10 protein-coding genes and 5 pseudogenes are annotated in these 12,460 nt (G+C 69.9%); 4 read left to right on the top strand and 11 right to left on the bottom strand.

Annotated elements, in window-relative coordinates:
* Positions 1 to 281: 281 nt before the first annotated feature.
* On the top strand, positions 282 to 1,007 hold the full coding sequence (locus ACIG36_RS14090; protein ID WP_399927594.1) for a dienelactone hydrolase family protein: 726 nt from the start codon (positions 282 to 284) through the stop codon (positions 1,005 to 1,007).
* Between the two features lie 43 nt (positions 1,008 to 1,050).
* Here ACIG36_RS14090 and ACIG36_RS14085 read toward each other — a convergent pair.
* Positions 1,051 to 1,310 (bottom strand): annotated as a pseudogene (locus ACIG36_RS14085) (transposase); the annotation flags it as partial.
* A gap of 17 nt (positions 1,311 to 1,327) precedes the next feature.
* On the bottom strand, positions 1,328 to 1,906 hold the full coding sequence (locus tag ACIG36_RS14080) for a hypothetical protein (protein WP_399926537.1): 579 nt from the start codon (positions 1,904 to 1,906) through the stop codon (positions 1,328 to 1,330).
* Between the two features lie 171 nt (positions 1,907 to 2,077).
* On the opposite strand from ACIG36_RS14080, the pseudogene ACIG36_RS14075 reads away from it, so the two are divergent.
* Positions 2,078 to 3,150 (top strand): annotated as a pseudogene (locus ACIG36_RS14075) (transposase); the annotation flags it as partial.
* 508 nt (positions 3,151 to 3,658) lie between these two features.
* Here the strand turns inward: ACIG36_RS14075 and ACIG36_RS14070 are convergent.
* From ACIG36_RS14070 to ACIG36_RS14055, 4 genes and pseudogenes are all read right to left on the bottom strand, one after another.
* Positions 3,659 to 4,186: a hypothetical protein gene (locus tag ACIG36_RS14070; RefSeq protein WP_399926535.1), complete on the bottom strand. Its 528-nt coding sequence runs from the start codon at positions 4,184 to 4,186 to the stop codon at positions 3,659 to 3,661.
* 46 nt (positions 4,187 to 4,232) lie between these two features.
* Positions 4,233 to 4,598 (bottom strand): annotated as a pseudogene (locus ACIG36_RS14065) (recombinase zinc beta ribbon domain-containing protein); the annotation flags it as partial.
* Positions 4,599 to 4,900: 302 nt separating this feature from the next.
* Positions 4,901 to 5,359 (bottom strand): annotated as a pseudogene (locus ACIG36_RS14060) (recombinase family protein); the annotation flags it as partial.
* Positions 5,360 to 5,370: 11 nt separating this feature from the next.
* On the bottom strand, positions 5,371 to 5,523 hold the full coding sequence (locus ACIG36_RS14055; RefSeq protein ID WP_399926533.1) for a hypothetical protein: 153 nt from the start codon (positions 5,521 to 5,523) through the stop codon (positions 5,371 to 5,373).
* A 131-nt stretch (positions 5,524 to 5,654) separates the two neighbouring features.
* Here ACIG36_RS14055 and ACIG36_RS14050 point away from each other — a divergent pair.
* A pseudogene (locus ACIG36_RS14050) lies at positions 5,655 to 6,038 on the top strand (transposase); the annotation flags it as partial.
* Between the two features lie 249 nt (positions 6,039 to 6,287).
* Here ACIG36_RS14050 and ACIG36_RS14045 read toward each other — a convergent pair.
* The 5 genes from ACIG36_RS14045 to ACIG36_RS14025 all read right to left on the bottom strand — a co-directional run bounded on the left by ACIG36_RS14045 (position 6,288) and on the right by ACIG36_RS14025 (position 10,840).
* Positions 6,288 to 7,064 carry a hypothetical protein gene (locus ACIG36_RS14045; protein WP_399926531.1) on the bottom strand — a complete coding sequence of 259 codons (777 nt, stop codon included), beginning with the start codon at positions 7,062 to 7,064 and terminating at the stop codon, positions 6,288 to 6,290.
* Entirely contained in the window at positions 7,052 to 7,747 is a 696-nt protein-coding gene (locus ACIG36_RS14040) for a hypothetical protein (RefSeq protein ID WP_399926529.1), read from the bottom strand. Before ACIG36_RS14040 ends, ACIG36_RS14045 begins: the two co-directional genes overlap by 13 nt.
* 174 nt (positions 7,748 to 7,921) lie before the next feature.
* Positions 7,922 to 8,596: an HAD family hydrolase gene (locus ACIG36_RS14035; RefSeq protein WP_399926527.1), complete on the bottom strand. Its 675-nt coding sequence runs from the start codon at positions 8,594 to 8,596 to the stop codon at positions 7,922 to 7,924.
* Positions 8,597 to 8,624: 28 nt separating this feature from the next.
* Complete coding sequence (locus ACIG36_RS14030) at positions 8,625 to 9,368, bottom strand: thiopeptide-type bacteriocin biosynthesis protein (RefSeq protein WP_399926526.1); 744 nt, start codon at positions 9,366 to 9,368, stop codon at positions 8,625 to 8,627.
* 11 nt (positions 9,369 to 9,379) lie between these two features.
* Complete coding sequence (locus ACIG36_RS14025; protein ID WP_399926524.1) at positions 9,380 to 10,840, bottom strand: lantibiotic dehydratase family protein; 1,461 nt, start codon at positions 10,838 to 10,840, stop codon at positions 9,380 to 9,382.
* A 309-nt stretch (positions 10,841 to 11,149) separates the two neighbouring features.
* Here ACIG36_RS14025 and ACIG36_RS14020 point away from each other — a divergent pair, with 309 nt between their 5' ends.
* The gene (locus ACIG36_RS14020; RefSeq protein WP_399926522.1) at positions 11,150 to 12,442 is read left to right on the top strand and encodes a GDSL-type esterase/lipase family protein; all 1,293 of its coding nucleotides are present in this window, start codon (positions 11,150 to 11,152) and stop codon (positions 12,440 to 12,442) included.
* Positions 12,443 to 12,460: the final 18 nt, after the last annotated feature.

Genomic DNA, 12,460 nt, shown 5'->3' with positions numbered 1-12,460 from the left:
TCGATCACTGGCTCCACGCCGCTGTCGACGAGCTCGATCGCCTCCGACACCAGCAGGGTGTCGGTCGGGCCGGCCACGTCGTCGAGGGTCAGGTCGGCCATCAGCCGGACGCCGCTGGAGGTGGTCACCGGGCCGTCGTCGGCCGTCGTGATCCGCACGAGGTAGCCGGGCAGGTCAGCTCCGGCAAGCCTGGAGGCGATGAGAAGGATGAGGAGGCCTGCCTTCTGCCAGTGGCGGAACACCGGCCCGACCGGGCTCGACGATCACTACAGTCCAGGCTCATGACGACAGTTACAACGCGCACGATCGAATACTTGGCCGACGGCCTGACGATGATCGGGCACCTCGCGGTCCCGGCCGGTGTCGGCCGCCGGCCCGCGGTCCTGGTCGGGCCCGAGGGGGTGGGGCTCAGCGACGTCGAGCGCCGCCGGGCCGATGCGCTGGCCGAGCTGGGATACGTGGCGCTGGCCTTCGACCTCCACGGCGGGCGCTATTTGGGCGACCCTGAGGAGATGTTGGCCCGTTGCATGCCGCTGCTCGCCGACCCCGACCGGATGCGAGGCATCGGCCACGCGGCGCTCGACGTGCTCCGCGCCGAGCCGCGGACCGACCCGGACCGGATCGCCGCCGTCGGCTACGGCACCGGGGGCGCAATCGCGCTGGAACTCGGGCGCGACGGCGTCGACCTGCGCGCGATCGCGACAGTCAACGGACTGACCACGGGCCGACCGGGCGAGACGGCGCGCATTCACTGCCCGGTGTGGGCCGGGGTCGGGTCGGAAGACCCGATCATGCCGCCCGAGCAACGGGAGGCGTTCACCGCCGAGATGCAGGCTGCGGGCGTCGACTGGCGCCTCGTGGTCTACGGCGGCGCCTTGCACGCCTTCCATCACCCACCGGTCGACCACATCATGCTTCCCGGGGTCGGTTATCACCCTCAGCACGCGCAGCGAGCTTGGCGGGACGTCGTCGACCTGCTCGCCGAGTGCCTGCCCAAAACGGAGTGATCCGGGCAGACGGGGGTTTGTTCACAGGCTCTTAACTTGTTCTTTATGGTCTGAGTCGGTTTCGTTCGGTGATGCTCTCGGGTCGTTTCGCGGTCTTACCCACGTCGTAGCGGGTGGCGGGCCGCCGATTCTTCGAGCCAAGTGGCCTCCAAGGCCGGGAGTTGAGGGTTTCGGTGCACGGGCCGGTCAGTGCAGGTGCGGGCGGAGGTTCCGAAACCCTCGGCGGACTCGGGCCGGGGTGAGCCGCCCGAGCTCGGCAGGCTTCTCCCACGGCCGCCGCAAGTCGGCGGCTGCCAACCGCAGTGCGAAGGCCCGCCGGGCTACGGCAAAGGGGACGACTCGGCGGGTGCTACAGAGGCTCCAATATCAGCGCGCATCGCCGCCATCATTGCCGCGAGTTGGTCCCACAACTGCTTGATGAGTTTGTCTGCAACCTCGATGGATTCACCGGGCCGCCGGGGCGGAAAGCCACCATCGATGCGTTTGAGGATTCCATAGAGCCGATTGAGGCCGATGTTGACCCCTTGCGCAGCCTCCAGCACCACGTCGGGGACCGCCATCTGAGCCTGGGAATGCTGAGCACGGTGCTCTTGGCGAGCTACGTCCAGCCGGGAGCGCAGGTCTTCGGTGACGGTACCGCCGACGAGGGCATAGCGCAGATTGTTCAGCGCGGAGTGGTAGTCCAACGCGGCGGTGTTCAAGGCCACGTAACAGACCCGGCGGGCGTCTACGGTCGCGCGCTCTTCTTGATGCCGACGGTCCTCAAGGCGTTGACGCTCCGCATGCTCCAACTCCCGTGCCTTGGACCTCTCGGCGGCACGTTGGGTCAGCAACCCCGAGGCCAGCGTGCCGACAATGCCGACGAAGGCGATCAGGAGCGAGGTCACCGAGTTGCTCATGCAAGGGACGTTCCCCGCTTCAACCTGTGCAACCCAAGATGGTCCAACCTCCGAGGTCGAAATGAGCCCCGAACTAGGTCACTGACCGAGGTGTTCGCCGGACGCTGGAGCGGCCTTCGTCTGATCATATGCTCCGACCAAGGTGCACCGATCGAGACGAAGACCGTGAAGGTGAGTCTGCTGTCTGACGCCGGTCACGGGGAAGCGTTTGCGCAAGCGTCACGCTTCCGGGAGGACTTATTCGACTGACCGCGCGCGGGGACGAGTCGTTCGAGCTCGTGGATGCGTTGCTGTGCGTGGACGGCCCGGTAGCGTCGCCGGTGGACCTGACGCTGGTGGCCGAGCACCGGCGTGGGCACGGCCCGATGTACGAGGCGTTGAACCACGGGAACGTGGACGTGCCCCGGCTGCGGCAGGTGCTGGCCGGTCTGCCGATGCCGCGGGCCGTCGACGGGCGCCTGGTCCTGGCCGTCGACGTCAGCAACTGGCTCCGCCCCGACGCGCCGACCAGCGCGGACCGCCTGTTCTGCCACCTCTACGGCCGCCGCGGACGGTCCTCGGACCAGTTCATCCCCGGCTGGCCGTATTCCTTCGTCGCCGCCCTCGAATCGGGCCGGACGTCCGGGTGCCAGATGCTGGACGCCGTCCGTCTCGGGCCTGAGGACGATGTCGCCGAGGTCACCGCCGCCCAGCTCCGGCGTGTGGTCACGGACCTGATCGAGATGGGCCGCTGGCACTTCGGAGACCGCGACATCCTCATCGTCTTCGACGCCGGCTACGACGCCCCGCGCATGGCCTATCTCCTCGCCGGCCTTCCGGTCGAGGTGCTGGGGCGGATGCGCTCCGACCGCGTCATGCGACGGCCGACGCCCTCGCTCAAGGAGTACGCCCTGGCCTATCCCCAGGGCGGGCGCCCGCCGAAGCACGGCAAGGAGTTCCGCTTCGCCAAGCCGGACACCTGGGGCGAGCCGGACGCGGCAACCGCGCAGATCACCGACCGGTACGGCACCGCCCGCGCGATGGCCTGGGACCGCATCCACCCCCGCCTGACCACCCGCTCCGCCTGGATCGACCACACCGGCGAACTCCCCATCATCGAAGGCACACTGATTCGCCTCCAGGTCGACCGCCTGCCCGGTGGAGGCGACCCGCTCCCGCTCTGGCTCTGGTCGTCCGCCACTGGCCTGAACAGCGAGGACGTCGACGTGCGCTGGCAGGTGTTCCTGAGGAGATTCGACATCGAGATGAGCAAGCCGCAGTGCTGTCATACCTGCGGTTCGCCGTCATTGCCGTGGGCTCCTTTCTCGTTCTGGATTATCGCCATCCGCTGGTGCCGCAGCCAGGGTTGGCGTGCTCCGTGGCCGCGGGGCATTGGTGCAGGCTGCGGAGTCGTTCGACTTCTGCGGGGTCGGCGTGGACGACCCAGGAATGGCGCCGGTCGTCGAGCCGGTGGGCGGTGACCCAGCCGTGGGTGATCCAGCCGAAGAGGGTGACGCGGGGCATGCCGGTCTCTCGGGCAAGGTCAGTCGGCCACCATTCGTCGGGGCCGAGGGGCTGGGCTTTTCTGCGGAGGCTCCGTTCCTGCTGGCTGATGCAGCCCAGTTCGCGCAGTAGTTCGCGGACGCCTTGAGTGCCGAAGTGATCGCGGCGTTTGGGCGGGCGGAAGCCCTCGGCGTTCAGGGCCTTCGCGATGGCGGAGGCGGCGTGTCCGGCTGCGGCGAGTTCGCGGGCGCGGGCTGCGAGCTGGGGGAATTAGCTGAGCTGGTCCAGACGGCTGACGGGTCGGACGACTTCGCCGTCGGTCTGGTGTCCGCCGGCCCAGGTGACCTGGACGGTGACGCGTTCGCTGTCTGCGACGACGGTGACGTGGATCTTCTCGATCAGGTGCCGCATCAGCTGCTTGCGGTCCGCGTCGGTCGTGGTGGACGCCTGCCACACGGCCGGGAGATCGCCGGCCAGGGCCCGGATCTGCTCGCGTTCGGCTGCGGTGAGGAAGCGGGGCCGGACGGCGGCGAAGCGGTCGTACTCCTCGCCCAGCTGCTGCCGCCCGGCCAGCGCGGACTCCCAGTTGCGCTCCAGCTCGCGGACGACCAGGCGGTTTTCGGGCTCGGCGAGCTGGTACTGGCGCCGGGCCCGGTCGACGGCATAGTCCGCGCGCTCCAGACGCTGACGCCAGATCCGGTTGACTTCCTGGCTGCCGGTGCTGGGCCTGCTCGGCCGCGGCCAGCGAGACCTCGAGGGCAGCCGGTGCGACGGCGGCCAGCAGCAAAGCGGTGACAAAGCGATCGAGGCAGGCTCCGGAGAGCTGCTGGCACAACTCGCCGCCGTAATCGGCCTTGACGCGGCTGCACTCGTACTTCGGCCACAGCTTGCCGCCCTGGCCGCGCTGATAGTGGACGGTCATGCGGGTTCCGCAGCGGCCGCAGTGAATCAGCCCGGCCAGCAGTTCCGGCCCGTCGCGGAGAGCTCCCATGCTCAGCGAGCAGGCCCGGTTCGCCTCGATCCGGGCCAGGTTGCGTTCATGCTGTTCCATGCCGATATAGGCGGGCAGCGCCCCGGGCAAGTACACGAACCAGTCCTCGCGCGGTTTGCGGACACGGCCGGTGCACGGGCGGCCCGGAACGCGGCGGCGGGGGTCGGTGCGGCTGCGGCCATAGACATAGATCCCTGCATAGGCCGGATGCCGGAGCATGTTCTGGACCAGGATCCGGCTGGGCCTGCGCCAGACCAGGAGCCCCTTCTCCGGCCCTTCGCGGGCGCGGATGCCCACCTGGATGCCGTGATCGACCAGGAAACGCAACACCCATTGATCAGGCCGAGTTCATCGAACAGGTCGAAGACCAGGTGGACCACGGTCTGCACCTGCTCATCCGGGTCCTTGACGACCTGGCCGTCCGCGAGCCGGAGATAGCCCACCGGCAGGGGCACGGCCAGCTCACCGCGGCGGGCCTTGCCGATCCGCCCGTTCCACATCCGCTGCTTGATCAGATGCAGCTCGGCCTCACTGATCGTGCCCTTGAGCCCGAGCAGCAGCCGGTCGTTGTGCTCGGCCGGGTCATACACACCGTCCGGATCGGCGAGCAGGGCCCCGGCCAGCGCACAAAGCTCCAGCAGCTGGTCCCACTCGCGGCCGCTTCGCGCCAGCCGGGACATCTCGACACCGAGGACCAGGCCCACATGGTCCAGTCCGACCTCCGAGACCAGCCGCTGAAAGCCGTGCCTGTCCACCAGGCCGGACGCCGAATGGCCGAGATCCTCGTCGATCACCAGGACGCGCGACGGCGCCCAGCCCAGATCGACAGCACGCCGGGTGAGTCCGTACTGCAGCCGGGTCGACTCCGCGTGGTCGATGACCTGCTGCGGAGTCGACTGACGGACATAGAGGACCGCGAGACGGTCGAGATGCCAGGACTGGACCTTGCCCTCAATCCGGTCCCATGGAGCAGCCGTCACGCTCACCGTGGTCACCCCCGCCCCGGCAGGTCGGGAACGGTCACGATCCGCGCGGCCAGCAACGCCAGCAGCCGCACCACCTGTTGACGGTTCAGCTCCGGAACGGTCTCCCACCCCGGAATCTGGGGAGCTCGGCGGCACACGGCCCGTCCACTGCGGCTCACCACCCTCCACACGACCGGCCTGCCGCTCGCGCAACCGCCGGACAGGGGCAGCCACGGCCAGCAGGCCATCAACCCCTACAATCGGAGCATTCCCCGCCTCAACTCGTATACGTGTGCAGTGCGGCTTGCTCCTTGAACACCTCTTCAGGATGATGAAACAGACCCTCGAGTGGACCCGTCCGAAGCTGCGGTCCCCCGAGGCCGGTGAGCGCTGGACCTGGCTGATCATCGCCGCGCACACCCAGATTCGTCTTCTGCGCGATGCCGCCGCCGACTTGCGGCGGCCGTGGGAGAAGCCTGCCGAGCTCGGGCGGCTCACCCCGGCCCGAGTCCGCCGAGGGTTTCGGAACCTCCGCCCGCACCTGCACTGTCCGGCCCGTGCACCGAAACCCTCAATTCCCAGCTCTGGAATGCCACTTGGCTCGAAGAATCGGCGGCCCGCCACCCGCTACGACGTGGGCAAGACCGCGAAACGACCCGAGAGTATCACCGAACGAAACCGACTCAGACCATAAAGAACAAGCTTAAAACGGCGAGCGGGCAGCGGCGCCCCGTGGTGGCAGAGAACTGTTGGCGGGCGCGCGGAGTATGAGACGTGCGGACCGGGCGGCCTATCCAATCCTCGGCAGCAGTGGGGGCGGCTGAGGACCAGGCAGGGCTACGGGTCAGCACTGCGACAGGGCCTCGCTTAACAGCGCAGAAACATAAAAGGCGGACCTGCTGCCCGAATCGTGGTCGGCGACAGGGTCCGCTTCGTGCGTGGGTCAAAGATCTGAGGGGAGGCTTTGGCCGGTCTCGGCGTCATAGGCGATCCCCGTCGGCGACAGGCGCACCGTCCGGGTGGACGGCTGAGCACCCTCGTGCCAGCCTTTTCCGCCAACCGCTGCGCGCACTGTCACATCGGCAAGCGGATCTCTGACCGGTACCGAGATCTGAGGTGCTTTGGGGAACCACGTGTCGCGCTTGGTCTGCGCGCTCTGGCCTGATGTGGTGTCGATGCGCAGGAATTTGGCGTTCTGGTCGGCGTACGTGCGCAGCTCCACGATGACGTGGTCCCTGTTGCTGTTCCAGTGGGCCACGACGTCTGCTTTGACGCCGTCGATGTCGAGCGCTGCGCCGGACCGGCCCTTGTACTTGGCGGCCTTCTCCTGACGTTCCTGGCGCTGGTGGTCGTCATCTGCGTTCTGCCACACGCCTGCAGTCGCGAGGGCCAGGGCCGCGATCACGGCGACATAGGGCCACGTGCGTCGTCGCCGTCGCGCGGGTTCCCCACCGCCACCGCGGGCCGGTGGGGACGGAGTTGGGGGCGGCGGCTGGGGTGCGCTGTGCCATACCGGTTCTGCGGTGTCGCTGGCCGCGGCCTGCCGTTCCCACCATTTGGTGTCCTTACCCATGCGGGTGACCGTAGCGCGGAGGCGTGCCGCTTGGTCATGGTTGCCGCACAGGTCCGCTACCTGGGCCTGGGTCACCAGCCATGAGATGGCTTGATCCGAGTTGATTCCGTGGGCGTTGATGTCCTCGCGCTCGCCTATGGCCGCCATCTGAGCGGCCTCGTTGCAGCGGCCTTCCCTCGCGGCCTGGAGGACGGCCTGGTGGTCGATGACGTTCGGGGGCATCTCCCAGTTCCAGCCACCTGGTCGGCGACGTCCTCCAGGAGCCGGGCGGCGGACAGGGCGCGCAGGGCCCGGTCGGCTTCGCCGGCCGGCAGGTTGCAGGCGGCCGCGGTCAGAGCCGTGTCGGTCTCGGGCAGGGGTAACAGGCCGAGCCGCCGGTAGACGCGGGCGACGTCGCGCGGCAGATTCCAGTAGGTGCGGTCCAGGCCGGTGGTCATGGCTCCCTCAGGGCTGTCGGGCCGCCGTTGGCGGGGCGCAGGCCCGGGGCCCGGGTGAGCGCTGGGGGCGAGGATGTCGGTGAGCGGCCGGCCGGGGTGCGCGGCCAGCTCGGTGACCGCCAGCCCCAGGGCCAGCGGCAGGCCATGGGTCGCGGCCGTGATCTGGCGGGCGGCGTCCGGCTCGCGGGCGATGCGGCCCGAGCCGAGGCAGCGGGCGAGATACTCGGTCGCCGCTTCGGGATCCCTCAGGCGTAGTTGGTGCAGCGCGGCGCCGTCGCGGGCCAGACCGGCCAGCAGCTCGCGGCTGGTGACCGCCACCAGGTGCCCGTGGCCACCGGGCAGCAGGGGCCAGATCTGGTCGGCCGAGGTCGCGTTGTCCAGCAACAGGCACACCGGCGCTCCCTCGCGGGCGGCGGTGACCGAGCGCCACCACGCGGACAGCTCCTCAACGGTGGGTGGCAGCGGTCCGGCGCGGTAGGAGCGCAGCAGGCGGACGAGGACCTCGTGGGTTGGGGCCGGGCCGCCGGGTAGGAGCCGGCCGGGAGCGGCCGGCGGTGGCGTGAGGTTCTAGGCGGGGATGGGCATCACGAGGTTGGTCGCGGTGAGGAGGAAGTCGCCGGCTTCGGTGACGGTCTGGACCACGTGGTCCGGCTGGGGGTCGCCGTCGCGCAGCTGGCGGCCGAGGGCGAGCCAGAAGACGGTGTACAGGCCGGCGGCCTTAGCCCCGGCGATGTCGTCGTGGAGGGAGTCACCCACCATGACTGCGGTCGGCACATCCAGGGCGTCGAGCGCGATGGCGAAGAGCTCACGCTCCGGTTTCCGCGGCCCCCACTCCCCGGAGGTCACGACCCGGTGCCGTGGGAAGAAGCGGTGGAGACCGCTGTGCCGGAGCTTCGCCCACTGGGTGTCCGGGGCGCCGTTCGAGAGCACCGTCAGCCGCCAGCCCGCATCCAGCAGGGCGCGCACCATCTGGCACACCTCGGGCCGGTACGGGGTGAGCCTGGGCACCCGCAGGCGGTATTCCGCGTACAGCTCGGTGACCGGGACCTTGATTCCGAAGCGGTCTTTGAGGTCGGTGAAGAATGCGTGGCGCCGGCCGTCGTGCAACTGGTCGGCGGCCTTCACCTCCTCGACCGGCACGCCGTAGGCGCGGGCGAACCACTGGGCGTACGGGTCGGTCGTGGCGGCGGTGTCGACGAGGCAGTCGTCGAGGTCGAGCACGGCAGCGAGAACGCAGGACATGATCCAGGGCTCCGAACGGTAGAGGGGATCACCGGGGGTTGCGGCGGGCGCGCCGCTGGTGGGCGAGGTGCGCGTGGGCGGCCGTGCGGGCGAGGTGGAGACAGGCGCTCTCGTCCGTGTCGCCGGCGGCCAGCCGGTGGTGCTCTCGCAGCAGGCCGTGCAGGACCTCGGTGGTGTCAAGGTGCGGCTCGAAGGTGGCCAGGGCGGTGCGGTAGTCCGCGAGGGCCTGCTGACGCGCGGCCCACGCGCTGGCGTCGCTGACAGCTTTCTTGAAGAGGCAGTGCGCCGGCGGCTCTGGGCCGGTGCGGACCCGGTCGGCTTCCGCACGCACGTCCCGGGGCAGGCCCACCGCCAGGACGGGCTTGGGCTGAGCCGCCGCCAGCCACTGCATGCCCGCATCGCGTCCGCCATGAAAGCCGGCCGCGATGTCGACCATGTGCACCGCGGCCAGCACATGGCGATCGAGCCGCGGCGGATGGAGGAACTCCTGGGCCACCACGGCGGAGTCGGCCGCGAAGCACCGCTCGGCGGCGCGCAGCACCGGACCCGAGCCCCACTGCCCGATGTGCGGGCGATACGACACGAGCGCGACGTCCGCCACCACCCCGTCCTCGACCAGGTGCTGCGCCCACCAGCCGAGCTGCTGCATGACCAGGCCAGGCGAGGTCCCGGCTTCCTCGTCCCGGAGGAAGAGGTCCAGGTACGGGACGGGTGCATCACCGGGCTGGACCCACCAATGGCAGGAACCGAGGCCGGCGATCAGACGCGGCACCTGCCGGCTGATCAACGCCTTGCGGCCCTGGGGCGGGCCGTAGAGCCGGGCGCACACGTAGCGCGAGGCCCGGGGACGAAGCCGGGGGTTGGGGAGGAGATGGCCGTCGCGGCCCCGAGCCGGGAGCGGGCCGTGGCGGCGCGGCGGAGCGCAGCAGCACCACGAGCTCGGCTGGCCGCACCAGCCGTAGGCGTCCGGCGCGGGGCCTCGCTGAAGCGAAGGGGGCCGTCCTGCGGCCGTTCGAGCTCGCGGCGCAGCAGCTCCAGGTGGGCCCCGTTATCGAGGTCGAGAGGCAGGCGCATGTCGTAGCGGGTGAGGTGAACCCGAACGGGGATGCCTTGGCGTTGGCGCAGCGTGGTGAAGGCGTCCTGCCCCTGGGCGGTGCCGGCCTTGCGGCCGGGGAGATCCGCAGGGTCCAGGCGCCAGGTCGCGGGAGCGAGGATGGTGCGCCCGTGGCGCAGGCGGGGCAGGGCCGGAAGGTGGCGGGCGGCATCCCGGTCGAAGGGCAGGAGCTCTCCGACCGGGCCGGTCAGGCGCGCGCTTTGGCCTCGGACGAGTTCGTCGAGAAACCGCGCGATGGCCGGCGTCTGGAACTCGATCTGCAGCGGGTGGGGGAAGTCGGCCTCGAGGACCTGCCGGCGCGAACGGGAGGCCAGGTGAAGGCGGTGGCCGTCACACAGCACCCCCAGATCGGACAGCGGGAACGTGACGGTGCCCGGTTCGGGCTGCCGGTGCTCGGACAGGCTGATCTGGTGCGGCAGCAGTTGGGGGCAGCGGATCAGGTTGCCCGCGGAGGACCGCAGTGCCGGGAAGGTGAGCTGCACTGGCACGGCGCCTTCGATGAGGGTCGGCCGCTCGGCGAGCGCTGCGGCCAGGCGGCCTGGGCGCTCGGAGGCGAGCAAGGTGGCGAACCGGCCGCCGGAGAAGTACCCGAACCCTCGGGACAGCCCGCGGGTCGCGATGAGGAAGTCGCCGGCGGTGAGCGCCTGTGGGGAAGGGCTGTGGACCTCGATCAGCATCTCCGTGTGCGCAGGGTGATCCATCTGCGCCGGATCACCAAGCGCCAATGCCGCGATCGTCGCCTCGTCGAGTTCCAGATCCCGCCTGTCCGCCAGGGCCCGCTGGGCGAGTGCGAGCAGCCGCCCGTCGCGCCGGGACAGGGCGGGCCGTACAGGGGGAGCGCTGCCGTGGAATCCGGCGGGCAGACCGAGACCCGTGGCGGGATCGACGAGTTCGGTCAAGGGGACGAGCGCGTTCGGGCCGTAGCGGTCGAGGAACCGGTCCCGGTAGCCGTGCCATGCTGCCGCCCCGTAGGGCTCCGGGCTGACCTGCGCCAAGGCCGCCACCGCAGCTTCCGCCTCCCGCGCCACCGATTGCGGCAGCACCACCTCGGCGTCCAGCAGGACATCCCGGAGGATCCCAGGCCCGCGTGGCCCACCGCCCCGGCGGGCGCGTGGGCGAGCCGTTCCCACCCGTCCTGGCGGTCACCGTTCTGACGAGGGCGGGGGCGGGGGCGATATCCGGCCACTCCGGCTCACGGGCAGTCCCCGCAGGAACGTTCAAGGGTACGGATCCGGCCATGCCGCGCCCCGCGCCACGCGCCGGGCGCACCCCCGTGGTGCGGACGGGGGCTCGCCCGTAACCGCTCCGCCAACGGGCCCCGTACAATGGCGAGTTGGCGCCCGCAGGCCGGTTCGGCCCGCTGCTCGCGGGCCCACCGCGCTCCTACTCTCGCAGGCGAGCCGAGGTTGCCGCTGTCCGCGAACGAGTGGAGTCGCGTGATGACAGACCTTTCCTCCCGCCGCACGCCCGCCCGCCGCCCGGCCCTCGTGGCCGTCACGCTACCGCTCGTCCTCACCCTCGCCGCCGTGACCGGATGCGGGGCCCCGGAGGCGTCCGGATCCGGACGGACCGCCGAGGAGACCGGGGCGGCGGGGAGGAAGACCACGATCATCTCGATGGGGGACAGCTACATCTCCGGCGAGGCGGGCCGCTGGTGGGCCAATGCCGCCTACGCGGGCACCGATACCTTCGGGGACCGCTGGGGAACGGACCGGTCCGCCAAGGGCTGTGACAACCGGGGGAAGAACTGCTCGTGGCCTCCCGACGAGCGGGAGGTCTACAGCTCCAGCCGCGACGTGCGGATGGGCAGGGCCTCCGGATCCTGTCACCGCTCCGATATCGCCGAGATCGAAAGCGCCGGAATCAAGGCGGACTTCGCCGAGAACCTGGCCTGCTCGGGCGCCAAGACGCTGGACATTCTCGAGCGCTGGCGCCGTGGCGAACCTCCCCAGATCGCCGAGCTGACCAAACTCGCCAAGGACAAGAAGCGCAAGATCGAGCTCATCCAGGTTTCCATCGGCGGAAACGACATGGGATTCGCCGGGATCATCAGGGCGTGTTACGTCGCCTACGAGACGAGGTGGAAGCTGAAGTCCTGCCGTCAGGAGGACCCCGACCTTCAGGCAAAGCTGGACGAAGCCAAGCCGAAGATCGTGAAGACGCTCAAGGAGATCCGTACGGTCATGAAGAGCGCCGGCTATCGCGACCACGAGTACCGGCTGGGCATCCAGTCGTACCCCTCGCCGCTCCCGGCCGGGACCGACAACCGCTACAAGACCGGCATCCTCTGGGAGGGGGAGCGCTGGAACCCCGGCGGCTGCCCCTTCGGCGACGAGGAGGCCGACTGGTCGCGCAAGAAACTCGTGCCGGAGATCGCCAAAATGATCAAGGAGGCGGCCAAGGAGACCGGAGCGGATTTCCTCGACCTCCAGCACGCCTTCGAGGGCCACGAGGTGTGCCGAAAGGGCGTCCAGCAGTCCACCGAGTCGCACAACTTCAAGAACCCTCTTCCGGCGTCCGAGGCGGAATGGGTCCGGTACATGGGATTCGGGATCGAGCAGGGGAGCATCCAGGAGTCCCTGCACCCCAATGCCTACGGGCAGATGGCGCTCGGCGACTGCCTGAGGAAGGCGTACGAACTGGCGAAGAAACTACCGGCGGGTTCGTACGAGTGCCGCGGCGGCGTGAAGGGCAGGGGGCCCTTGGACATGGCGGTCACGCCCATCAAATAACCCCCGCGACGGGAGGCG

The organism is Streptomyces sp. NPDC053048 (genome assembly GCF_044547045.1).
GTDB lineage: Bacteria > Actinomycetota > Actinomycetes > Streptomycetales > Streptomycetaceae > Streptomyces.
Note: the sequence above shows the minus strand (reverse complement) of the source record. Positions and strands in the feature narration are given on the sequence as shown.

Coding starts and splice junctions, on each gene's coding strand:
- ACIG36_RS14035 (WP_399926527.1), bottom strand. CDS start 8,596: ATGTCCTGCGTTCTCGCTGCCGTGCTCGACCTCGACGACTGCCTCGTC.
- ACIG36_RS14045 (WP_399926531.1), bottom strand. CDS start 7,064: ATGGCGGCCATAGGCGAGCGCGAGGACATCAACGCCCACGGAATCAAC.
- ACIG36_RS14080 (WP_399926537.1), bottom strand. CDS start 1,906: ATGAGCAACTCGGTGACCTCGCTCCTGATCGCCTTCGTCGGCATTGTC.
- ACIG36_RS14090 (WP_399927594.1), top strand. CDS start 282: ATGACGACAGTTACAACGCGCACGATCGAATACTTGGCCGACGGCCTG.
- ACIG36_RS14020 (WP_399926522.1), top strand. CDS start 11,150: ATGACAGACCTTTCCTCCCGCCGCACGCCCGCCCGCCGCCCGGCCCTC.